This window comes from Pseudoalteromonas rhizosphaerae, assembly GCF_028885455.1.
GTDB classification, from domain to species: Bacteria; Pseudomonadota; Gammaproteobacteria; order Enterobacterales; family Alteromonadaceae; genus Pseudoalteromonas; species Pseudoalteromonas rhizosphaerae.
The window spans coordinates 4,622,134-4,645,628 of record NZ_CP118496.1 but is presented as its reverse complement, the minus strand read 5'-3'; the positions used below and the strand labels follow the sequence as shown (position 1 = coordinate 4,645,628).

Sequence of the window (23,495 nt, the reverse complement as noted above, 5' to 3'; positions counted from 1 at the left end):
CTATGTATATTGTGTATTAAGGCAGAGAAATCTGCCTTTTTATTTGACAACAAACACTTTAGCATTATAGTGTATTGTATGTTTGATGTGTATAAAGGAATGAACCTTGTCATCGGTTAAAGTCAAAGCAACTATCGTAGAAGATAATACTGGCATTAAAAGTCAGCTCCCCATCTTAATCACCGAACAAGGTGAAGTTGGTTCAGTTACCGATTACTTGCTAAAGATGGAAGCTGATGGTGCTAGTAATGCTTTAATGAATGGTTTTATACAAGCCACTTCTTTGCTCTTGGATTACATGGAAGCCAACAAAGGATTATTTGAAGATCCTAAAATGCTATTCCAAACCTTTGCTAAGCGTCTTTACACAGGCACCATCGGTGAAGATGGTTTAGATCCCTCTGGCTTGTACTGGGTGCCAAGCTCAACTGATAACGTCAATAAACATATTCATCGATTAACGGCATTTACTGATTGGCTGGCTAACAAGCTTGGCGAAGAGTCAATGAACCCTTTGCGAGATGCCACACCTCATGAACAACGCTTGAATTATGCGGCATGGTATCGAAAAAACCAAAATGACTTCCTTGGGCATATTGAAGATAAAACCGTTAATAGAACCATCCGTAAAGCTCGCACAATGAAAGGACGCACTCCATTGACGAAAGCCGAAGACGATGCTTTAGCATTCCCAGATAAGCATTGGGAATCATTCTATAAAGATGGTATTGGCGGAGCAAAAGATCCACGAGTTGCGCTGAGAGATAAGCTTATGCTGCTCTTGATGCACGGTGGCGGTTTGCGTGAAAGTGAAGCTATTATGCTGTGGGTGACTGATGTACTTGAAGATCCGTATGACCCTGAAAAAGCGATAGTTCGAATTTACAACGAAGTCGATGGTAAAGCACCCGAAGGTTGGCGTAGTCGCTCAGGGACAAAAACCAGAGAAGCCTATTTACAAGAAAAATACGCTCGTATACCACGCAAACGAATGAAAGGCACGGCATACGTTGGCTGGAAAACAAGAGTTGTAGACCATCGAGATAACTACATACAAGTTCAGTGGTTTCCAACGGATTATGGCAAGGTTTTTATGTCACTGTGGAAGAGCTACCAAAAATATCGAGCCAGTATTGACTGCCATCACCCCTATGCGTTCATTTCATTCCATCACAGCGCCCTTGGAAACCCATACACTTTGAATGCGTTTCACCAAAGCTATGCGGCGGGATTAAGGCGCATTGGCTTAGAGCCAAGCAAATCGGAAGGGTTAAACCCGCACGGTCATCGTCATAGCTATGGCAGACGCTTAGAGCGTTCAGGACTTAACCCGTTGGTGATACGACGATGTATGCACCATAAATCACTGGAGTCTCAAGTTCCCTACACAGGTAAAGGGCAGCAGGAAATCTCCGATGAACTCAACAAGGCCACGCTACAACTGGCAAATCCTGAGTCCAAAGTAAAATCGCTAGATTGGAAAGAGTTGGTCGAGCACGGTTTTGACGATATTGACCCGCAAGGCTATTTCACAGGCAAGCATCCGAAATTACGAGGTAAATAATGGCAAAAAAAGTCAAGAAACGTGACGGGCGCTCATCGGACTTAACGTTTAAATGGATGCTCACCACCCTTGGCCCTGAGTGGCAGCAATGGCAGGAATTAGCCGCTGAGTGGATGGCGACACAGCATGTGGGAGTTGACCACAAGCTTTCCGCGTTGAGCCTTTTTTTTGAGTCCTACCTGTTGGAGTACGCTCCCTATGCAACTGATATTGGTCTGTTTTTTAAGGGCTACAATGGCCATATCTGCTCCACTGAAGAGCTAGAAGCTACTGTGAGAAAAACTATTAACGACCCCGCCAGAGTATCAAAATCTATCAACTACCCCTGTGACTTCATTAATTACGTCATTGAGCATCATCTATCTGAAGGAGATGATATCGGCAACTTAATACCACTGGTTCGCAATCCGCTGAACAAAATTAAGAGGCAAGACTCACACACTGAAACCGTACGTAACCCACTTCCGTATCGTTACATCCAAGACCTGCGCCAAATTCTGTGTCCATTGCCAGATAAAGCGGAACTGACGGTGATTGAGCAAAACCTACCACAAGGCGAGTCGTTACTGCCTAGCTATCACTACCGCCATTTCAAGCATTGGACATGGGCACAAGAGCAGACAGGGCAAGGCAAAGCAGGTCAAAGTGGCGACTGGTTCGAGGTCGAGCCTGACTTGATTGATAAAACCGACCCCGATTGCGTGTGGCGCACTAAAGAAGTGACTCGCAAAGGTAATAAAATCACCGTTCATCAAATCTGGTCGCCCGTCAAAGCGATGGTGATTTTCATGAAGCTCCACCTACCACTGCGTACCTATCAGGTGTGGATGCTAGACAGCGGTGAAGCGGATACATGGCGCTATGAAAACGGTCAGTGGGTAGTAAACACTCAGCATGATTTTGCACTTGGTAACGAAAAACGCCCATTTGGGAAAGGTATCTTCCGCCGCATTCACGACACTATGACAGGACTGTATTCCACAGGCTTGTATATCAACACCAACAAGACCGCCGACCAGAACAAAGATGAACTGGAGCGTGGTTACATCATCCCTTGGCAAAACGAAGAAGTGTTGTATTGGCTGGAAAAACTGCGCAACTGGCAAGAAAAATACAATCCGATTGCAAAACCTACCGATTGCACCACCCTACTCAAAAAGCACATTGGCAAGGAAAAATCGAAAAAACAGCTAGAAAGTATGGGCGAGATTGCGTTTCTGTTTCGTGATGCATCAGCAAATGGTGAGGATAAATACAAGCCAGTCCAAGATATATCTACTGCGTTTTTATGGTATAGACTCCTATTGGCATTAGAAAATCACCTCGCAGAGCAAGGTAATACCTTGGATAACGGAGAACGATTAAAATTAGTAGTGGATTATCCAGAAGGAACTACTGAAAGCTCGAAGGTTGCGACACACTTTCCATTGCACAGTTTGCGTGTCTCGCTCATCACGGCGTATACGATGGACACGCAATTGCCACTACCTGTGATTTCTAAATTACTAGCAGGGCATACACGCCTGTTGATGACCATCTACTACAACAAAATCACCCCGTCCGTGATGGCGGAAAAAATGAGTGAAGCCGAAGGGGAGCTTGAGGGTAAAGCCAAGCAGTCAGTGCGCAACTTCCTCAAAGATGCCTCACTAGCGCAAATTCAATGCAAAATGGTCTACCACAAAGAAGACAGTATTCAGGCAGCACTGGTTAACCGTAATCCCATCGGCTGGGAGGAGCGTTCAGCTGGCTTATGTTTGGTCGGAGGCAACACCGTAAAATCCGATGAAGTCAGTACGCTGGGCGGGTGCTGGAACGGCGGTGAGTTGATTAGAGATTCAAGTGCTGCCAGTAATCGCATCTATGACAGCGTGCCGCATGGCCCTGAAAACTGCATTCGTTGCCGTTGGTTTATTACTGAGGCGCGATACCTGCCAGCGCTTAATGCTCAGTTTAATCAACTCAGTTACAAGGCGCACCAAGCGGCTAACCTATCGGTTGAAATCGAAGGTGAGCTAGAAGCACTCAAAGACGAGCAGTTCTTCTGTGAAGAGCAAGGTAAACCCTTCACCAAACACAGTGAGCTACAGACGCTGCAACGCCGCCATGAGAAGCAGCAAGTCGAAGCGGATGAGTACGCAAAAGACTGGATAGCGTGCTTCGAGCTAATCTGCAAAATCATTCGTGTCGAGGAAGCCAGAAATGAGGATGACACCAAAGATAAGCTGATTGCCGTGGGTGCGGAGCAAGATATCAGCTACGCCTTGAAGTTTATCGAAACCGACTCAGAGCTTTTACACCTCTCCTTGCTATGTGACGATGCCGAATTCTTCCCTGACTTGCAGGATGAACTTCGTAAAACGCCCGCTATTGAAAAGCGCTCCCGCCAACTTAGTCGTGCTCTGATAAAGAAAGGCTTTGAGCCTATCTTTATGGAAATGGATGAGAAACAGCAGCTAATCGCTGGTAATGCCATGCTACGCCAAATGGCAAAGATAGCCGACCCTGACGATAAAATGGAAGGCTACCGTAAAGTGGCTAATTACATCGAAGCGGGTGAGTACCTGTCTAATCACAAGCTATTTAACGCTGGCATGAATGCACTGTCGGATAAGTCCTTGCGCTTAGAAAATCTCACCCAACCTGCGCTCTTGGAGGGTTAATGGACATTAATATTGATATCATCTTGGCTGACTTAAAAGACGACAAAGTGCCAAGAACCCAAAAAAACCTAGATAAGCTTAACGACATCCTGAAAGCCTATGTAGAATCGGGGCAGCGTGATTTCTCCATTACACAAATGGGGCGAGTATCAGCAGCAGAGGGTGGCCCAGGTTACGAAGCGTTACGAGCAACCAAAAACAAGCACTACCGCACCTTGATTGAAGCATGGGCAGCAAAGTGCAAAACAACCACCAAAAAGCCGTTATCGCCAACCTCACGCTCTAAGTCTGTTCCACAGGATAATAAACTGCTTGAGCGTATTCCAGACACTGCGGTACGGGCTTTGTTTGGTCAGATTATTGCCGAGCGCAACCGTTATCGCAAAGAGGTTAATCTGCTAAAACAGCACGCGAATATTACCATTGATAAGCGTCCTGTACGTCAGTTTGATGCAAGCGCAGAGCCGAGTGTTGAAGTCTTGCCTTCACTATCTGGCATCTTGACCGAATCCGAGAAGAAAGCCTTAGCCTACGCTATCTCTGACGAATGTATGGAAAAACATAACTGGCAAACCACACAAGCTGGCCAAGTAAAAGACATGGAATACAACATAGAAATATTCCCTAGAGGCTTTGCGACAGGTCTACGCAAGTTGTTAGGTGAGGTAGATGATTAATGGCGAACGGTCCGCAAAGAGCGCAGCAGAACCTCGAAGCATTTGAAGTATGGCAAGCCACTCAAACTGATGATGACTTTAAGCAGATCGCCTTTAAAGGCAAGCTCAACCGCATCGAAGTAGCAAAAGGGGTCGGTTGCGGCAAGTCTGCCCTTAACCAAAATCCAGCGCTTAGAAAAGCGCTCAAGGCATTAGAAGACAAACTGCGTGATAAAGGTATACTCCCGCCACTGACCGAATCTGCAAAGAGCAATGCTGACAAACCAAAGCAATACGACAACACGGCTAATCGCAAGCTGCTCGACTCAAAACGAGTATCGACCTTAGAGGCTGAAAACATTGAGCTAAAAGCCAAAGTTAAAGAGCTGGAAGGTAAACTAGAGCGGTTTGGCGAACTGAATGAAACCTTGTCAGAAATGGGGTTCATGCCACGATGAATGTTGCACTCCATCAAGACCAAATGCGTGTCACGAGTATTCCTTACAGCTCTACCAAAATGGTGATATTCAGTGGCGTGCCACTGAAAAAAAACTCATACAAAACTAACAGTGGCAAGTATTACGTCACCATCAAAGCTGATCCAGATGCCATCCCCGTTCAACCAGCCCTCGGTCAACACTGGTCGGTTAAAGGCCATCGTTTAATAGAAGAAATGGAAACGGGTGATTACGTGATGCAGCAGCATACCTATGAATCACCAGAACACATCGAATGCAGCCTGCCAGAAACGGGTGAACAGCTTATTCGCTTTATTGCCAGAGAAAGTGATTTCAAAGGTATCGGTGAAAGTAAAGCTAGAGCACTCTGGGAACTGTTAGGAAAGGATTTTCACCCAACGGTTGGAAAAGACACTCGTGAATCAAGAGAGCGCCTTAGAAGTGTCCTGAGTGAAGATTCTATCAATGCGTTATTTGAAGGTTACGCCAAATATAAAAATCTGGCCTACTGCAACTGGATGACCGAACACAAGATACCAGCAAGTATTCAGCAGCGCTTATTGAAGCATCATGGAGAAGAGTCCATTGAGGCTATTAAACAAAATCCGTATGTCCTTATTGGGTTTGGGATGTCGTTTACGGATGTCGATAAACTGGTTAATTTTGACCAGTTTAAGATCACAGCTTGTGATCACCGCAGACTAAGTGCCGCACTTGAAACCGCGATTCGCAAAGAAATTGAAAAAGGTCACACCTATACCACTCATGCCAATGTGCGCCCTTATCTCAACAAGTTACTGAAAGACAAAACACTGGTCACTCAGGCGTTCCAATCAGGTCATGATAAAGCTCAGTATATTTTAAATCCTGACACAGGAGCCTACCATCCAACGGCGCAACTGCTGATGGAAAATGTCGTTGCCAAACGACTTAAAGCACTAGCTAATCAAAACAACCTTTATGACGAAGTTGCAAATTCTGCATATTGCTCTTCGGTTGGTGAATTACCATACGAGCTAACCAAGAAGCAGATTGAAGCAGTGACAACGTGTTTGGATAACGCCGTGAGCTGTATTACGGGCGGAGCTGGCACAGGTAAAACAACGGTACTTAGAACCGCACTTCGAGCCTACCATCAAATGGGATTTGAAATACATGCGGTCGCGCTGAGTGGCAGAGCCGCTATGCGCTTGCATGAGTCAATTGGCTTTATCACCTCAACTATCGCTAAGTTATTACGTAGAGAGCCTATTGAGCCAAGTTCAGACCAGCCAAAGCATTTACTGGTAATAGATGAAGCCAGTATGATTGACTTACCGACCATGTATCGCCTTGTTAATCACACTCATCCCTCTGTACGATTGATATTTACTGGCGACCCTGACCAACTTCCACCCATCGGCTGCGGCAAGGTGTTGGCAGACATCGTTGAAGCGAAAACGGTGGCTAATACCATGCTAGATATCGTCAAGAGACAGGAAGGTTCAACGGGTATCCCCGAATACTCAAAACTCATCAATCAAGGTGTGATGCCTGACCAATTAAGCACAGGTGCAATACACTTTCACGAAACCAGTAAAACAGACATTGCCAAAGTCTGTTGCGAACTTTACCAAGAATCTCCTGAAAGCAGTCGTGTCATGGCTCCAACCAAGGCGCTCGTAACAGAAATCAATAAACTCATCCAGCAAGCGGTCAACCCAAACAGTGACAGCCTTGAGTTTGAAATTAATGGTGACAAGTTCTTTTTGCCACTTCGCATGAATGATGAGGTGTTATTTACGCAGAATCATTACGACAAAGGCATTCAGAACGGCTCACTTGGTATGCTAACCAACGCCAAACCTTCTGGTGATAGTTACGGTGAAGTGACGCTAGATACAGGTGAAAAGGTCGAGATAACACAATCCGTTCTCGACTGCATGGAGTTGGGTTACGCAATCACCCTACATAAAGCTCAAGGGTCACAGTTTCCACGCATCATCATCGCTCTGCAAAATGGAAGAATAGTAGATAGAGCATGGCTCTATACGGCAATCACGAGAGCTGAAAGTGAAATCCATATCGTTGGTAGTAGCGATGATATGAAGCAGATCACCGAGGCACCTAGTCACTCTCACAAGCGGAATAGCTATCTGAAAGAGCTGCTGGGTTAGCAGTTTCAAACTCGTTTTTGTCGGATAGACGACACCTGTTACCAAGTGTCGCCCTCCTAAGAACCGTACGTGCAACTTTCACTGCATACGGCTCAAGCCTTCACGAAGGCACCTAATTGGTACCCAGCAACTTATAAAGCAGCGAGATTAGGTTCATTCCAAGAGTTGCGGCATTGCCTCTTTGCTTTTCTCTTTGCCAAGTATTCTTGGTATAAAGGATCAAAAGGCGTAGCTTCACTCCTGATTTTCACATGTCTCTCTATTGGCACCTTAGCTATTTGAAATAGATTAAACTGACAATCCATGTTCATGTTCATGCTCTTCTGCCAACCGTGAAATTGCCATTGGCCTCGACGGTTGATAAAGTACTTCATGGCGATCCAAGTTTTTGATTTTGTTGGATGACGCCTTTTAGCCCAATGCCATAACGCTAGAAATAGTTTGTGACTCACATATCCGAATACTTGTTTGGCAACGCAATGTCGATAGTAATTCGACCAGCCCCTGAGTTTCGGATTTATCAACTTGATTAGATCGTTAACGGGGGTAGTTGCGTGCTTTTTAATGAGTTCGCGCAAGTTACTCAGAAATATTAACGTGTTAGATTTGCTCGGTTTAATGAGCAGTTTTCCTTTGTACTTCCTATGGTTAAAGCCTAGGAAGTCAAAACCACGGCTAATGTGAGTAATGTGCGTTTTCTCTTCGGAGAGCGTTAAGCCTCTGTGTGCTAAGAAGTCAGCAATCAACGGTTTGATATCGTTCTCCAGCACGTCCTTTGAAGTGCAAGTGACGACGAAATCATCGGCGTATCCTATAAAGTTGGCTCTCGCCCCATTTTTAAGTGCGGTGGACTTTATGCGTTGCTCAAGACCTGCAAGAGTCATCAGCATCAAGGTTGGAGATATGATCCCGCCTTGTGGTGTTCCCTCGTCAGTGCGATAGAACAGCCCTTTGTCCATAAAACCAGACTTTAACCATTGTTCCAACATTCGTTTATCTACAGCTATATTATTCATAAGCCATTGATGCCCAATCTTGTCGAAACAGGCTTTGATATCTCCCTCAAGAACCCATTGCGCGGATTGCTTTTTACTCAAACAGAGAAAACACTGAGCAATAGCATCAGCAGTGCTTCTATTGCGCCGAAAGCCGTAGCTATTTGGGTCAGCAAGTGTTTCTGACACAGGCTCTAGTGCAAGAAGATGAAGCGCTTGTAGCGCTCTATCGACCATGCACGGGATACCCAAAGGTCTGAGCTTGCCGTTTTTCTTAGGGATGTAGATACGCTTGAGCGGTTTGGCTTGATAAGCCTTTCTGCTCAATTGATTGACTGCTTTCATGCGGCGCGTATCCGTATTCCAGATGACGCCGTCTATTCCGGGCGTTTTACTGCCTTTGTTTTGTGATACTCGCTTAACAGCAAGAAGTTTTGCCGAATGCGAGTGAGTCAGTATCCACTGCAACGCTTTCGCTTTGCCGTGTTTACTTTCTCTTGTTGCTTTTGCAATACGCATCTGAAGCTTTAAAACGTGTGACTCAACAGTTTTCCAATTTATGGATTGCCATTGAGCACTGTCAGGAGAGGCACTAATCTCTTTTGAAATCATCATTTGCGTTTCTCCTTGAATAAAGTTCTTCAAATTCTCTTGCAAAGGAAGACCAGTCGGAAGTCAGCTCACTTTCGTGCCAGACAGACGTCTGTATCTGCATCATTACAATCCAGCCTTTGCTTTCTCCAACATCCTCTACCTGCATCACTATCGGCTATATAAGCTTTCCCAAAGGGAGTGATACAGGCTTACCGTGTTCCGTATGTTGCGCAATGTCAGGTTAGATGCCCGCTATAGTGCGGAGAGTTCAGTGATCACGAAAGAGCATGGGGCAATCTCTTTCCGACTCTCGCGCCTTTTGGCTACAGCGTATTAACCACTTCCGCTGTTTCATCGTATAACGCACCTTACGCGGATTCACTTATGTTCATCATACTGACTGCCTAGCACTCACCCGATTTGTGGTTATCAGGAGGATCGTCCTCTCACGATTAAGATCCCGATTGGCGCATACCAACCTTCGTTACATTGTCAGAGCCGCTACTTTATTCAGGCTCCTAGGATCATCTGGTGATACAGATGGTTCACTCATTAAGCGGTGAACAGCGCTTCATACGACTTCACGTCGCACGCCCCAAGACGTGTTAACGTAATTACTCTATAGGTCGGCTTTGAGCGATAATCGGTCATTGATACTGGCTAAATATCGTCGTTAATAGATTGGTTAAACTGCTCTTTGCGCATATATTCATGAAAATGAGCGCCGAGCGCATATTGTTCTATTTAACTTTTCTTTAAAGTTTTAGAAAACTTAGTGATAGTAATACCTTAGGTTATTTGTTAAAACTATATAATGTAGAAAAATGAGCGTAGCGTCGGCAGAAATATGCGCGATGAGCGCACTATTAAATTGTTATGTGTAATGGAGTAGATGGCATGGAGTTTCAGACGATCCCAATAATGCGGATTTTCGATGAAGATAAAGCAAAAGAGTTTTACCTTGGCTTTCTCGGTATGGAACTAGATTGGGAGCATCGTTTTGAGGATGGTTACCCAATTTACATGCAAGTTTCGCTTGGCGATTTTGTTTTACATCTGAGTGAACACTCTGGTGACTGCACACCGGGCAGCAAGGTCTTCGTTAATGTAAGCAATCTTGATCAACTTTTCGCACAAGTTACTGCAAAGCCTTACAAATACAACAAACCAAGCATTGAAGATGCCCCTTGGGGTGCAAGGTGTTTTACCGTAACAGATCCGTTTTCAAACAGGATATTGTTTAATGAATCAGCAGACACATAACAATCAAATTTTATCGCCAGCAAAAAGCGCTGGCTGCGACGTCAACCCGCTGCGCGGCTTTCCGCGCTAAATTTGGGCGTTAAGCATACGAGGAACCATGTCCAGTGAAGTCACCGTGGCTAAAATATGAATCGAGGTTGGCAGACTGGATGAAACAGTTTGCTAGCGAAAAGTTGTCGTTCACTAATGGTTTTCAAGCAATCCCTGGCTTTCCTTCAAATGGATTTCGTGCTGATGGGCTGCTAACTGATGGGAATGTTGTTATAGCCTTGGAAGTGGAGGTAAAACAAACTCACCCTGATACAAATGTTGGAAAATATTGGCTCTTAAGCCAGTATCAAGCTTATGAAAAGGTGATTTTGTTTCATGTTTATACTCCAGAGTACACATCTTATCCTTGGCGCCTTCAGCTAGGTCAGTTTTATGCCTCAAAAATGGCGATAGAGTTGCCATTTGAATATGAACTAGTCGATCAAAGAGAAGCTATCGATACGAACTCATCATTTGAAGCAGTAACTAGAATTCTAGAGCAAAGAATACTCGGTGAATTCGGAGTAATTGCTGGTAAGTCGCAAAATGCTTAACAAGTGCAGGTTGTCGGACGTGTGCTACGCTGCGCTCCGCACCCGCCGCAACTGCAGGCGTTATGTGCTCTAAGGTATCTCATGCTCTCAATCACCAGTGAAGATAAAGAGAATCAACTTAAAAGTTATTGTCAGCATTGGCTGAGCTTATTAGCCACAAATCAATTTGAAGACGCAGAAAAGCTCATTGATATAAACAATAACTATGGTGTTGTATGGGCAGAATCTGAACTCAAAGACGCTGTGCATGATTACTTTGGTAGCGATGCCCCTGTGAGTTTTCAAAACGAAAATATAGCGAATTGTTACCCTGAGTTTTTAGAAACCGATTCAGGCTCATTGATCTTCGGCTTTTATTTACCCGCCAATGGCGAGATAACCGACCTAACTGTTGAATTTGAGTTTGTACCAATTGGGAACAACAATTATGCTGCAACAATCAACGATGTTCATGTTCTGTAGCATGTACGCACATAACAAGCGCCAGCACATCGCGCCTGCGGCGCTGGACTCGCAACAAGTTGCTCGCCCGTGTGGCGGGCGTTAGCTTTGCGGAGGCTTTATTGACATTTTAATATTAGTTATCGCCTCAGTATTATTCTTTGTTTTGGTTATAAAGTTGGAATCAATGATTCCCATCAACTTTTTGGACAAAGCAGAAAGAACGTTTAACGACCTAGGTGCAAACGTGCAGGTAAGAACAAATTCTTACTCTCGTTTTTATAACACCAAAGGACGATTGGTAAAAAAGTCGGATATAGCAAAAATCCAAAAAGCGGGTTGTCTTACACTTTTTACATTATCGGATAACGCAATCGATATTACGGTGCATCCAGCTAATAAAGATACTGTGTTTGAAAAAGCTAAAAGTATATTTAAAGAGGCTCAAGTTGTTGAAATTGATATACAAAGCTAACAAACCAATTATTCCGACCTCAACTCGCTGCGCTCTTTTCGTCGGCATATTGGGGCGTTATGTTGGAGCAGCATATTGATCGCTCGTATTAAGACAATCAGTTTTGGGGTATTAGTAGCTGCATTAATCATTACGATCACGTTGATGGTAGCCGATGTTGAATTTTATGGGCTCCTCAGTGTTTACGTATTTATGGTTTTATGGAGTTTACACAAGATATTTTTGTGGCTCATCGGTGATGAGTTTGGCATCGCCGTTCAGGTGAAAATTAAGAAAGACGCACCAAAAGCAATTCGTTTCCTTGGGCTGTTATTTGTCTGCTTTGTTTTTTATTTCGTAGCTAAGGGGCTTATCAAGCATGTTTCAACATAACAAGTTGCTTAATTTCGTTCCGGCCACAAACAGCATGGCCTCCACTGGACTGCCTACGCTGCGCTGCGGCAGCCAATTAGCAAAGCGTTAGCACTGTCCACTTATGGCACAGACTGTGTGAAAACTCTGATCACCTTTTGGTCTAAGTATCTGCTGCTTATGATCGATTAATCTATACATTTAGTTCACTTAATATACTGATATTTATATAATAAGACTATTGATTCAGTCGAGGGTTGAGGCAATATGTCAAAGTTTATAAGCGGTGAAGATCGTAACCAATCAACGTTATTTCCAGAATCGTTGGAAGACTACGTCAGTGAAGATAATACGGTCAGAGTAATTGATGTTTTCATTGAGGAACTAAATCTAGCTGAATTGGGGTTTAAAGGATTAACCTTAAAGTCCACAGGCCGCCCTAAGTATCATCCAGCCACACTATTAAAGCTTTATCTTTATGGTTACCTCAACCGTATTCAATCATCCCGCCGATTAGAAACCGAATGCCAACGCAATATTGAACTGATGTGGCTACTTGGTAAGTTGGCACCCGACTTTAAAACGATTGCTGATTTTAGAAAAGACAACGGAGGCGGTATAAAAAATGTATGCAAAACGTTTGTTGAAGTCTGTCGTCGCCTGAATATGTTTGAGAAACCCGTTGTTGCCATCGATGGTAGTAAGTTTAAAGCTAGCAACAACAAAGGCAATAATTTTACGCCAAGCAAAGTTAAATTTCACATCGACCGAGTCGAAAAGAACATTGAACGTTATCTTGAATTACTTGATGAAGCCGATAAAGAGCAAGCTAACGTCACAAAAATTAAAGCCACAAAAGAGAGACTAGCTGACTTTCGCAGCCAGTTAAAAAAACTATACGAGATTAAAGAACAAGTTGAAGCTCATCCTGATAAGCAAATATCCACTACTGATCCTGATTCACGTTTAATGAAAACTCAAGGTTTTACAAGAGTTGTGAGTTATAACGTACAAAGTGCGGTTGATACCAAGCATCACCTCATAGTGGCGCATGACGTGACCAACGTGCCAGATAGAGGCCAGCTTGCGTCAATGACGAAACTCGCACAAGAAGCATTGCGCAAGAAAGATATACGGGTATTAGCAGATAAAGGTTACTTCAGTCAGCCTGATATAAAAGACACTATCGATTTGGGTGCAGAGCCAATCATGCCCAAGACGGATACATCGTCCTCTGAAAAGAAAGGGATATTTAACCGCTCACTTTTCAAATACGATGCAAATAAAGATATTTACTTATGCCCCGCTGGTAATGAACTTCAAAATCGAATGCAGGTATTTGAGCAAGGTAAATACCTTGATGTTTACTTCAATCACATTGCTTGTCGAGATTGTAAAATAAGAAGTCAGTGCACTAACTCTAAAAAAGACCCTAGGCGAATAAGGCGGTGGGTGCATGAGATTCTGACAGAAGAAATGCTTCAAAAGCTAAAGAATCAACCTGAATTGATGCTTCATCGAAAGCAAACTGTTGAGCACCCCTTTGGCACAATTAAACTCTGGATGGGAGCTACCCACTTACTAACACGAGGTTTAAAAAGCGTGGGGACAGAAATAAGTCTTCATGTCCTAGCTTACAACTTCAGAAGAATGATAACAATTATGGGAGTTAACGGCCTAAGTAAAGCAATTAGAGTAGCGTTGCCATAGCAGTTTCGCTCGCGCGGAGAAAATTGCGATACTGAGAAAAAATCGATCGCAACCATCTTAAATGGTTTCAAACTAAGAACATACCCAAGACAATTTATTAAAAATTAGTTTTTACACAGTCTGGGCACAGAGCCGACCTTCGGCTCTAACTCGTTTTTGTCCAGAAACGTGTTTCAGCGGATGGTCAAGAAAAATCATAAATGCCTAGCGAGTAGTGAGCTGTGCGAGCGTCAGGAGTGGCTTTATTATTTTACTTTACCATCATTCCCTTAAATACCCTTTTGGCAGGGTGATGGTCTTCACGCAGTGAGACCATCGCCTTGCTAAGCCTTCAGGGATAAAAAAAGCGTACACACCATTATACATAGTGTGTACGCTTTATATACCCCAAAGAAGCATTTCCAGTAAAGGGCTGCCACTCACTCACACGCGAATAGACACTGTTTTTACTATATACTCCAATTGGGCGCTTTTTTGTTGGCTATAAAAATGTAATTACAAACAGAAACAAGCTTTTTTAGTTTATTTGCGCTAAAATCTCGCCCCACTTTTGCATTTCAAGTGATTAAGGTTTGAAGTTATATTTCTTATATTAAAAGCGCTGCTTTTATTTAAGTCGTATTCATAAACTATACTTGAATGATCAACTCACACTGGGAATTCTAATTATGTCAGATAAGTGCTACATCACAGCGCAACAATTGCTTGAAGATTCATTTCGCGTTGCGGCGCAAGTATACCAAGATGGTTTTCGTCCTGATTTTATTATTGGTATTTGGCGTGGGGGTGCCCCAATTGGAATTGCAGTGCAAGAGTATTATGATTATAAGGGCATAGAGACAGATCATATCGCGGTGCGAACTTCATCGTATTACGGTATTAATAAGCAATCTAAAGAAATTAAAGTACATGGCCTACACTACATTATTGAAAATGCTAACGCAGGTGACTCGTTATTGATTGTTGATGATGTATTTGATTCAGGGCGTAGTATTTTTGCACTGAAAGAAAAGCTTTCGGAATTGATGCGTTTAAACTTACCTAAAGATATCCGCATTGCATGCCCGTATTACAAACCAAAAAATTCTAAAGTTGATATGAAGCCTGACTACTACATTCATGAATCAGAAGAGTGGTTAGTATTCCCGCATGAACTATCGGGTTTAACACCTGATGAGATCATCGCTGGTAAAACAGATTTAGTAAAAATACACGATATTTTATTAGCAAAATAAATCTATTGAGTAAAAATAAAAAAGGCCTTAACTAGGTAGTGCCGATCAGTTAAGCAATAAAAAGCTTGACGCTCGGTAAAATGAGATCAAAATCCTATGATCACAGGCCATAGGATTTTTTTATGCAACTTGCTCATGAATTAGCTAGCACTATCGATGCGTGCAATACGTTTCACACGTGAAAAGTATGCAGAAATACTCTCCCGGAATTAATTGAACACGCTTTTCAACAAACCGGTGTAGCAACCGTTAGAAAGCACCGCCTACCTTTAGAGGCTGTATTATGGTCAATCATTGGTGTGAGTTTATTCAGGTTGCGTTCAGTTTTTGGTGGATCTACTCAAATGGACATCATGTTACCTGATAAAAAAACTTTATTGGCACCTAGTGCAATCGTGCAGGCTAGACAAAGTCTAGGCTCAGAAGCCGTTAAGTAAGTATTCTTAGCAATGGCAAAGCAAAGTTACCAAAGTGATAAGTTTGAAACATGGGCTGGACTCAATTTACTCGGAGCTATAGTCGTTTCTGGTGTATGAGAAAAAGTTATTGCTATGTAATCTGTCAATTGATCTTGGCGGTTCAACAATTAACCAGAGAGGCATCGCAATGACTGAAAATGATAATGTTATTTCCATCGAGGCACCAGTAAATCCGTTAGAATAATTACTAAAAACAGGGGCTCAGCAGCTGCTACCTCAAGCTATAGAGGCGGAACTGCTTACTCAATACCAGCATGAGACCGTCGAAGGGCTTCTGAGGATTGTTAAAACTGAACGTACTATTCAAACAGCCTCGGTGATATTGAAGTAAAAACACCTAAAGTAAGGGAGCAAAAAAATGAAGGCGTTAAATTCAATAGTCCCTTGATCCCGACTTATTTAAAACGGAAGAAAAGCATTGAAGAATTGATCCCACAGCTCTATTTACGAGGGATTTAAACAGGTGATATGCAGCCTGCTTTGGTGTCATTGCTCGGTGAGCAGGCCAAAAGGTTGTCCGTAAACAGCGTATCTCGATTGAAAGAAGCTTGGAAAACAGAATACCAGCAATGGACTGGACGTTCTTTGACTAAACGTCGGTATGTGTATATCTGGGCTGATGGTATTTACAGCAAAGTTAGAATGGATGATAAGCTGTGCTTATTAGTGGTTATGGGCGTAGATGAAACGAGTAGAAAGGCATTGTTAGCGGTGGTAGATGGTCTGGGCAGTGCTGGATTGAAGTGTTAAACCAGTTGCACTCACAGGGTCTAACAATACCGTCCAAATTGACCATTGGTGATGGCGCGCTGGGATTTTGGAATGCCCTGTCCAACAACGCAACATCAGCGCTGTTGGGTGCACAAAATAGCGAATGTGTTAAACAAAGTGTCTAAATCAATGCAGCAGAAAATCAAAGCGAATTTGCAAGATATCTGAATGGCAGAGAGTCGCTTTTCTGCTTATAAAGAGTATGATTTATTTGTTAATAATTACTCTGTTAAATACAAAAAGGCGACGGATTGCTTGATGAAGGATAAAGATGAAATGTTAACATTTTATGATTATCCTGCAGAGCATTGGAAACATATTAGAATCAGTAATCCGATAGAGTCAACGTTTGCGACAGTAAGGCTGAGAACGTATAAAGTGAAGAGCAGTGGCAGTCGGACAACCACCTTAATGATGATCTTTAAGCTCGCACAATCTGCAGAGAAAAATGGTATCGTCTGCGAGGATTTAAGCTATTAGCTGACGTGATCACAGGGATAAAATTTAAAGACGGCGAAAGAATAATGCAAGATCAAGCAGAGCTCATACACCAGATTTGACAATAACTCATTTACTCGCTGTAGATGGCGTTGTTTGGCGGACAACAGATACACTTGAAAATCACGAAACATTTAAAGCTCAAAGCAATGAGCACAGTGAAAATATCTTTCCAAAAATACGCATGGTCTGTCATATGGAGGTCACCAAGCCACCAACTCATCAACAGTGCATTCTCTGATTATCGAACTAATGAAATGGTATTGGCAGAACAACTCATTGAGCATACACCAGATAACTCGTTGACAATCTTGATAACGGTTATTATTCCCGTGGACTGCTAAATCGCTGGCAACAAACAGGGAAACAACGGCCCTGGATGATACCCGCCCCCCCCCCAAAGACCTTTAGTTTGAAGTGATAAAGAAAATAAGCCCTAATGACTTACAGATACGGCTGACGTCTACCCCGCTATCAAGAAAGAAATTTGCTGACTTACCTACTCATGTTGAGGCTCGCTTAGTTAATCTGAATCTCGTTTAAGAAATTGAACTCAATGCCTGTTCCGAGATCCGATCTTTCGACCAAGAACGATTGGATAAACAAGGAACAGGCATGATTAAATTAGTTGAATTGTTTTGCGATGTCGATGATTTTTGCAAAGTATTTATCCCTCAATTGAACAAACAATTACTCGACGATGGCACCCAAAAACGTCGACGAGCAGGACGTATGACGACCAGTGAAATTATGACTATTGTCATTAGTTTCCATATGTCGCATCACCGTGACTTTAAAAATTACTACCTTGGCTATGTTTCACTTATGTACAAAAGTGAATTTCCTAATTTACTCAGCTATACCCGACTCTTAGCTGTTATGCCTAGGGTTATTGTGCCGATGTGCGCCTATTTCACTTCGCTTAAAGGTAAGCCCACAGGGGGGGGGAATTCATTGACTCTACATGCATCAAGGTGTGCCATAATATTCGTATTCCAAGACACAAAACCTTTGATGGAATAGCCCAACGTGGCAAAGGGTCGATGGGGTGGTTTTATGGCTTCAAGCTGCATTTAATCGTAATCATCATGGTGAAATTGTTGCTGCGAAAGTGACAACAGGTAATGTACATGATACTCAACCAGTGCGTGAGTTAGCGAGCTGTCTGACAGATAAATTTTATGGTGACAAAGGGTATTTAAGTAAAGCTTTAGAAGCCGACTTGCTCGATAAAGGGATAAAGCTTATTACGACAGTTCGCAAAAACATGAAGGCAAAAGCGATGTCATTATGAGTGTCAACAACAACCGAAAAGTGATCCACTCCACCATTTGAATAATGATCCACTATTTATTAAGGTTTTCCATTAATCCGGCTTGTTTCTTTTCTTTGATCCTATAACTTTCCCCCTTAATTTGAACAATATGTGAGTGGTGTAAAATTCTATCTAACATCGCTGATGTTAACGCTGTGTCATTCGCAAAAATGCTCCCCCATTGTCCAAATGGGAGGTTACTGGTGAGTATGACCGCTCCTTTTTCATAACGCTTTGCAATGACATCAAACAATAATTTAGATTCCTGAGCACTAAACGGTAAATAGCCTATTTCATCAATTATTAGTAGCCTGGGTGCCAGAACTGAGCGCTGCATCACTTGTTTATACTTATCTTGACGTTGCGCTGTGGTTAATTGCAATATTAAATCAGACGCGCTAATAAAGCGGGTTTTTAAGCCTGCTTGCACTGCCTTGTAACCTAGCGCACTGGCAATATGTGTTTTGCCTACACCTGATGGCCCGAGCAGAACGACGTTTTCTTTTCGTTCAATAAACGAGAGTGTGGCAAGCTCGTTAACTTGTTTTTTGGGCACACCGGTGGCAAACGTAAAGTCAAACTCCTCAAGCGATTTTAATGACGCAAATCCAGCCATACGCGTAAACATAACCTGTTTACGTTGGTGCCGGTACGCCTGCTCACCTTGCAGTACGCGCTCTAAGAACTGTAAATAATCCCATTCCTCTTTTGCTGCTTGCTGCGCTAGCGCTGTTGCATTTGTTTCAACACCGGCGAGTTGCAGCTCCTCCGTTAGTTCATGTAAGCGTGCGAGTTGCAAGTTCATAGTGCCTCCGAGAATTGCGCGTAAATGTTTAAGTCATGATGTAACGGGTGAGTCTCGAAGGACATATCAAATACAGGTATAGCCACTTCTGCCGGCTGTGGTGGTGCAACAGGTTGGAGCGGGGGTAAAGGTTGTAGGTACGCTTGCTCTTCTTTTAATCTATCTGCGGGCTTTACTTTTATTGTGTCGTGAATGCGCTGGTTAGCCACTGTGTTCAACCAGTTAATGACTTCAACATTGGCTGTTTCAACGTCCAAAGTAAGTTCAAGGGCAAATAATTTAGTGGCTAATGGCTGATAAAAGTTATCGCGCACATAGCGCACCATTCGCTCTACTTTCCCTTTTGTTTGTGGGCGGTAGGGTTTACAGAGCTTTGGAATGAACCCCATTTCTTTACTAAATTGATAAAAGCATTGATTAAAGCGATGTTTGCCTTCATCGTAAGCATCACGCTCTATTACCACTGTTTTCATATTGTCATACCACACTTGCTGTGGAATGCCTTGGAAATACTCAAAGGCTTGGCGATGACACGCTTCGAGTGTTTCATAGCGCATGTTATCAGTGATTGCGACAAACAATGCACGGCTGAAGCCTAAAACAGCGACAAAGGCGTGCAGTGGTGATTTCCCACCTCGCATTTGGCCCCAATCAACTTGCATTTGTTTGCCCGCTTCTGTTTCAAAGCGAATAATGGGTTGGGGTTCAACGCTACCTCGATATTGATACAAGTACTGGCGTAGTAACGATATTTCTCCGGTATAGCCTTGCTCTTTAATTTCTCTGAGTAAAACAACGGCTGATAAATGTATTGGAGTGGCTTTAGCTAATCGAGAATGTAAATACGGTTTAAATGCCTCTAATTTTGAAATACCCGTTTTACGAGTAGCATAATGCGGCTCGTCAAAGTCACCTTGAAGGTATTTTTTAACGGTGTTGCGCGATATGCCCAATTGTTTAGCGATGGCTCGTTGAGACATGCCTTGCATGGCTAAGACTTTTATTTTCATGAACTCTTCTTTTGAAATCATGGTGCTTATCCAAAAGCACCAGTTGCATATTATCCCCAGCTTTGATCACCCAATGGCATTAACTTTGATCACTTATTCTCATTAAGCTTTGATCACGAAAATCACTCGATAATGATCACTTTTGTGTTCTTAATGATTTTGCCGATCAAAGCTTAATGCCACTCGTTACCGAGTTCACGTTTTATCATTTTTGTAGGTATGTTAAACCGTTATCTAAATCGTTTGATGAGGATAACAATAATGTCAACAAGACCTATATCTATGAGTAAATTACATGCTATTTTACGGCTGAAATATTCGGCACAATTATCCCATCGAGAGATTGCTAGAAGCTTAAATATCTCCCCTGGGACCGTCGCTAATTACGTTAAAAAGGCCAATGAATTAGGGTTAAACCAATGGCCATTACCTGAAGATAAACAACACGGTACTTTTCTTAATACAAAAATCAGGGACTTCTCAACTCGTCAAAAAAGATACCCAACACCTGACTGGCTCACCATCAATAAGGATTTAAAGCAGCACAAACATTTGACGTTGCAGTTAGTATTCGATGAATTGCGTGAGAAAGTCGCTGAGCCTTATTACAGCTATAGCCACTTCTGCTGCGCCTACCGGCAATGGTTAGGAAAACAACGGTTGTCGATGCGTCAGCATCATAAAGGCGGTGAAAAGCTGTTTGTGGATTATTGTGGCCCCACGCTGACCATCACGTGCCCTACAACACAGGAAACACGTACTGCTCAAGTGTTTGTTGCCGTGCTCGGCGCATCAAATTATACCTATGCTGAGGCAACGTATAGTCAACAACTTGAAGATTGGGTGATGAGTCATGCCCGTTGCTTTGCATTTTTAGGCGGTGTTCCAGAGCTTGTTATTCCCGACAACTTAAAAAGCGCCGTTAGTAAACCCTGTCGCTACGAGCCTGATTTAAACCCCACGTATCATCAATTAGCCGAGTATTTTAATGTCGCTGTCATACCGGCTAGACCTTATAAACCCAAAGATAAATCGAAGGCTGAAGTCGGTGTACAAATTGTTGAGCGTTGGATCATGGCACGTCTGCGTAACCAAACCTTCTACAGCTTAGCGCACCTAAATCAAGAAATAGCAAAGCTACTTGATGTAATGAACAATAAGGTCATGAAGCAATATCAACAGTCACGTAAACAGCTATTTGATAGGGTGGATAAAAGCGCATTAAAGCCATTGCCTGAAAAGCCCTATCACTATACACAAATCAAAACGGTGCGAGTACACATTGATTATCATGTCGAAATAGAAAAACATTACTACAGTGTGCCGTATCAGTGGGTTAAGAAACAATTACGCGCACACATAACCAATCAGCTAGTACAGCTTTATCATGACGATACCTTAATCGCACAACATCCTCGCTCACATCGTTTAGGTGGGCATACAACACAGTCTCATCATATGCCTCTGGCGCATCAAAAACAGCATGAGCAGTCACCGATAAATTTACGCTCATGGGCATTAAGTATCGGGGAGTATACCCACCAAGTTATTGAGTTACAGCTCAGTGGACGGCGTCACCCCGAGCACGCTTATCGCGCCTGTTTAGGGGTGTTGAGTTTAGCTAAAACCTATTCAAAAGAACGGCTTGAGCAAGCGTGTTATCGCGCAATCGTGATGAATACGACAACACTCAAATCAATTAAGCAGATGCTGAAAAAGGGGTTGGATCAACAACCGTTACCCACACAGCAAACAGAGCCAGAAAAGCCAATTAAGCATGGCAACATACGCGGCACACAGTATTACCATTAAGGAAATGAATCATGATAAACACCATTAACCAGCAACTTCAACTACTCAAGTTATCGGGTATAAAGCAAGCACTCAAGCAGCAGTTTGAACAGCCAAATCTATATCAAGAACAAAGCTTTATAGAGCGCGTCAGTTTATTGCTAACACATGAAATTGACACGCGTGAGCAAAGAAAAATCGACCGGCTCGTGCGACACGCTAAATTCCGCTTACCAGCTCAGTTAAATCAACTGATTTACTCACCGGCACGTAATATAGAAAAAGCACAGATACGTAACTTAAGCCAAAATAGCTGGCTGAACTTACATCAAAATATCTTAATCACCGGGGCAACAGGCTGTGGAAAAACATACCTCGCATGTGCCTTAGGGCATGAGCACTGCCTACAAGGAAAAAGCGTTTACTATATTCGATTAAAAGAACTACTTGAAAGCCTGTTTCTAGCACAAGCAGATGGTAGTTACCGGAAATTACTGGCGAAGTTAATAAAGTATGATCTACTGATCTTAGACGACTGGGGGCTTGAACCACTGAGTGCACAGCAACGAGGTGACTTACTCGAATTAATCGATGCGCGGTATGGGTATAAATCACACATAATTATAAGTCAGCTCCCGCAGGAAAACTGGCATGAGATGATTGGAGAATCAACCCATGCTGACGCCATTTTAGATAGGCTAATTCATGGTTCGATTAAGTTGAACTTAAAAGGAGAATCGATACGAAAACAGTTAAATAAATTGACTGATGATGATCAGTTAAGCTAATTTAAAAACGGCTCTACAAAATGATAAATCAGGTGATCAAAGCTGATGAGAATCGGTGATCAAAGTCATGAGAATACGCACCAGTGTTAAGTTAACTGGATCAGATTTCAATTGTTGAAGTGGATCATTTTTGCATTGCTGGTAACAATGAGATAGAGCAATGCTTTCAAAGCGCTTTATAATCGAAACAATTAATAACCAACTCAAGAACATTTCCTTCATCGAACATTCAAGACATCGGAGTATGAACGGTTTTATGTTGAATTTAGTGGCTGGATTGGTGGCTTATTGCTTGAAAGAAAATAAGCCACACCTTAATTTAACTGACGTAGAGCTCAATACATTGGTTATAGCTTAAGCAGAACTCAGGTTAGTTACAAAAACGATTAAAGGAAAAACCTATCGAATTCTGACGTCTATGATTGACCCTATGGGCTTTCCAAGTGAGGAAATGGTTGAATTATATTGTTATCGTTGTGAAATAGAACTTGGTTTTAGAGAAATGAAATAAACACGATTGAACAGTAAATATACTTTGAGAAGCAAACGGGCCGATATGATAGAGCAAGAGTTATGGGGGATATTACTCGCCTATAATCTTATTAGGCAAGTGATGGCAGAGGCTGTGAGTAAGCTCGATAGTGTATTACCAAATCAACTAAGCTTCGCGAGTTGTTCAATGGCAGTGACCCAGATTTTTGCAACTATACCACTGACATCACCAGGGAATATTCCCAAGCACTACACGTTATTAATAGAGCAGTTAGATTACTTTAAATTGCCACGACGGCGCGAAGAGAGAAGCTATAAAAGATGGGTAAAACCAAAGCCATCAAAATATCCATCTAACAAGAATAAAAACACCAGTCAGCTAAACTGACCGGCATTAGCCT

The 23,495-nt window shown here is 42.7% G+C and carries 21 protein-coding genes and 3 pseudogenes; 20 read left to right on the top strand and 4 right to left on the bottom strand.

Going from position 1 to position 23,495, the window contains the following annotated elements; genetic code table 11:
* Positions 1 to 106: 106 nt before the first annotated feature.
* The 5 genes from gmtY to PVK79_RS20040 are packed head-to-tail and all read left to right on the top strand — an operon-like array spanning position 107 to position 7,497.
* Complete coding sequence (gmtY, locus tag PVK79_RS20060) at positions 107 to 1,564, top strand: gamma-mobile-trio recombinase GmtY (RefSeq protein ID WP_257324188.1); 1,458 nt, start codon at positions 107 to 109, stop codon at positions 1,562 to 1,564.
* Positions 1,564 to 4,227 (top strand): gamma-mobile-trio integrase GmtZ, encoded by a 2,664-nt coding sequence (gene gmtZ / locus PVK79_RS20055; protein WP_257324187.1) that lies wholly within the window; start codon positions 1,564 to 1,566, stop codon positions 4,225 to 4,227. Before gmtY ends, gmtZ begins: the two co-directional genes overlap by 1 nt.
* Positions 4,227 to 4,904 carry a gamma-mobile-trio protein GmtX gene (gmtX, locus tag PVK79_RS20050; protein WP_034823168.1) on the top strand — a complete coding sequence of 226 codons (678 nt, stop codon included), beginning with the start codon at positions 4,227 to 4,229 and terminating at the stop codon, positions 4,902 to 4,904. Before gmtZ ends, gmtX begins: the two co-directional genes overlap by 1 nt.
* Positions 4,904 to 5,341 (top strand): VPA1267 family protein, encoded by a 438-nt coding sequence (locus PVK79_RS20045; protein ID WP_232601847.1) that lies wholly within the window; start codon positions 4,904 to 4,906, stop codon positions 5,339 to 5,341. Before gmtX ends, PVK79_RS20045 begins: the two co-directional genes overlap by 1 nt.
* Positions 5,338 to 7,497, top strand: a complete 2,160-nt coding sequence (locus PVK79_RS20040; protein WP_257324185.1) for an ATP-dependent RecD-like DNA helicase — start codon at positions 5,338 to 5,340, stop codon at positions 7,495 to 7,497. The genes PVK79_RS20045 and PVK79_RS20040 overlap by 4 nt, the downstream gene beginning before the upstream one ends.
* Before the next feature lie 131 nt (positions 7,498 to 7,628).
* Here the strand turns inward: PVK79_RS20040 and ltrA are convergent, their stop codons facing one another.
* Complete coding sequence (gene ltrA, locus PVK79_RS20035; RefSeq protein ID WP_257324080.1) at positions 7,629 to 9,107, bottom strand: group II intron reverse transcriptase/maturase; 1,479 nt, start codon at positions 9,105 to 9,107, stop codon at positions 7,629 to 7,631.
* 876 nt (positions 9,108 to 9,983) lie between these two features.
* On the opposite strand from ltrA, the gene PVK79_RS20030 reads away from it, so the two are divergent.
* The 10 genes and pseudogenes from PVK79_RS20030 to PVK79_RS19990 all read left to right on the top strand — a co-directional run.
* Complete coding sequence (locus PVK79_RS20030; RefSeq protein WP_024592045.1) at positions 9,984 to 10,349, top strand: glyoxalase superfamily protein; 366 nt, start codon at positions 9,984 to 9,986, stop codon at positions 10,347 to 10,349.
* A gap of 149 nt (positions 10,350 to 10,498) precedes the next feature.
* Positions 10,499 to 10,933, top strand: coding sequence for a hypothetical protein (locus tag PVK79_RS20025; RefSeq protein ID WP_063529658.1), 435 nt, complete (start codon positions 10,499 to 10,501; stop codon positions 10,931 to 10,933).
* A gap of 81 nt (positions 10,934 to 11,014) precedes the next feature.
* Entirely contained in the window at positions 11,015 to 11,395 is a 381-nt protein-coding gene (locus tag PVK79_RS20020) for a hypothetical protein (protein ID WP_024592043.1), read from the top strand.
* 157 nt (positions 11,396 to 11,552) lie between these two features.
* Positions 11,553 to 11,849 (top strand): hypothetical protein, encoded by a 297-nt coding sequence (locus PVK79_RS20015; protein WP_138558954.1) that lies wholly within the window; start codon positions 11,553 to 11,555, stop codon positions 11,847 to 11,849.
* Between the two features lie 75 nt (positions 11,850 to 11,924).
* Entirely contained in the window at positions 11,925 to 12,221 is a 297-nt protein-coding gene (locus tag PVK79_RS20010; RefSeq protein WP_024592041.1) for a hypothetical protein, read from the top strand.
* Positions 12,222 to 12,467: 246 nt separating this feature from the next.
* Positions 12,468 to 13,910 (top strand): IS1182 family transposase, encoded by a 1,443-nt coding sequence (locus PVK79_RS20005; protein WP_202819450.1) that lies wholly within the window; start codon positions 12,468 to 12,470, stop codon positions 13,908 to 13,910.
* A gap of 668 nt (positions 13,911 to 14,578) precedes the next feature.
* Positions 14,579 to 15,145 (top strand): phosphoribosyltransferase, encoded by a 567-nt coding sequence (locus PVK79_RS20000; RefSeq protein WP_145235390.1) that lies wholly within the window; start codon positions 14,579 to 14,581, stop codon positions 15,143 to 15,145.
* A gap of 212 nt (positions 15,146 to 15,357) precedes the next feature.
* On the top strand, positions 15,358 to 15,582 hold the full coding sequence (locus PVK79_RS23615; RefSeq protein WP_425607898.1) for a transposase domain-containing protein: 225 nt from the start codon (positions 15,358 to 15,360) through the stop codon (positions 15,580 to 15,582).
* Positions 15,583 to 16,092: 510 nt separating this feature from the next.
* Positions 16,093 to 16,875 (top strand): annotated as a pseudogene (locus PVK79_RS19995) (transposase).
* A 633-nt stretch (positions 16,876 to 17,508) separates the two neighbouring features.
* Positions 17,509 to 18,184: pseudogene (locus tag PVK79_RS19990) on the top strand (IS982 family transposase); the annotation flags it as partial.
* A 55-nt stretch (positions 18,185 to 18,239) separates the two neighbouring features.
* On the opposite strand, the gene istB (PVK79_RS19985) reads toward PVK79_RS19990, so the two are convergent.
* Together istB (PVK79_RS19985) and istA (PVK79_RS19980) are read right to left on the bottom strand one after the other, a co-directional pair.
* A complete protein-coding gene (gene istB / locus PVK79_RS19985; protein WP_182762799.1) occupies positions 18,240 to 19,013 on the bottom strand; it encodes an IS21-like element helper ATPase IstB in 774 nt (257 codons plus the stop codon).
* Entirely contained in the window at positions 19,010 to 20,044 is a 1,035-nt protein-coding gene (gene istA, locus PVK79_RS19980) for an IS21 family transposase (RefSeq protein ID WP_257324077.1), read from the bottom strand. The genes istB (PVK79_RS19985) and istA (PVK79_RS19980) overlap by 4 nt, the downstream gene beginning before the upstream one ends.
* A gap of 240 nt (positions 20,045 to 20,284) precedes the next feature.
* Between istA (PVK79_RS19980) and istA (PVK79_RS19975) the strand changes: the two genes are divergently transcribed.
* Together istA (PVK79_RS19975) and istB (PVK79_RS19970) are read left to right on the top strand one after the other, a co-directional pair.
* Positions 20,285 to 21,835 carry an IS21 family transposase gene (istA, locus tag PVK79_RS19975; protein ID WP_257324076.1) on the top strand — a complete coding sequence of 517 codons (1,551 nt, stop codon included), beginning with the start codon at positions 20,285 to 20,287 and terminating at the stop codon, positions 21,833 to 21,835.
* A gap of 11 nt (positions 21,836 to 21,846) precedes the next feature.
* Positions 21,847 to 22,602 carry an IS21-like element helper ATPase IstB gene (gene istB / locus PVK79_RS19970; protein WP_257323996.1) on the top strand — a complete coding sequence of 252 codons (756 nt, stop codon included), beginning with the start codon at positions 21,847 to 21,849 and terminating at the stop codon, positions 22,600 to 22,602.
* Between the two features lie 36 nt (positions 22,603 to 22,638).
* On the opposite strand, the gene PVK79_RS19965 is transcribed toward istB (PVK79_RS19970), so the two are convergent.
* Complete coding sequence (locus PVK79_RS19965; protein WP_257324075.1) at positions 22,639 to 22,809, bottom strand: hypothetical protein; 171 nt, start codon at positions 22,807 to 22,809, stop codon at positions 22,639 to 22,641.
* Here PVK79_RS19965 and PVK79_RS19960 point away from each other — a divergent pair.
* The 3 genes and pseudogenes from PVK79_RS19960 to PVK79_RS19955 form a co-directional block, all read left to right on the top strand.
* Positions 22,754 to 22,960 (top strand): annotated as a pseudogene (locus tag PVK79_RS19960) (transposase); the annotation flags it as partial. The gene PVK79_RS19965 and the pseudogene PVK79_RS19960 sit on opposite strands and share 56 nt — an antisense overlap.
* Positions 22,961 to 23,020: 60 nt before the next feature.
* Positions 23,021 to 23,113, top strand: coding sequence for a hypothetical protein (locus tag PVK79_RS23610; RefSeq protein WP_425607867.1), 93 nt, complete (start codon positions 23,021 to 23,023; stop codon positions 23,111 to 23,113).
* Between the two features lie 45 nt (positions 23,114 to 23,158).
* Positions 23,159 to 23,482: a hypothetical protein gene (locus PVK79_RS19955; RefSeq protein ID WP_257324074.1), complete on the top strand. Its 324-nt coding sequence runs from the start codon at positions 23,159 to 23,161 to the stop codon at positions 23,480 to 23,482.
* Positions 23,483 to 23,495 lie beyond the last annotated feature (13 nt).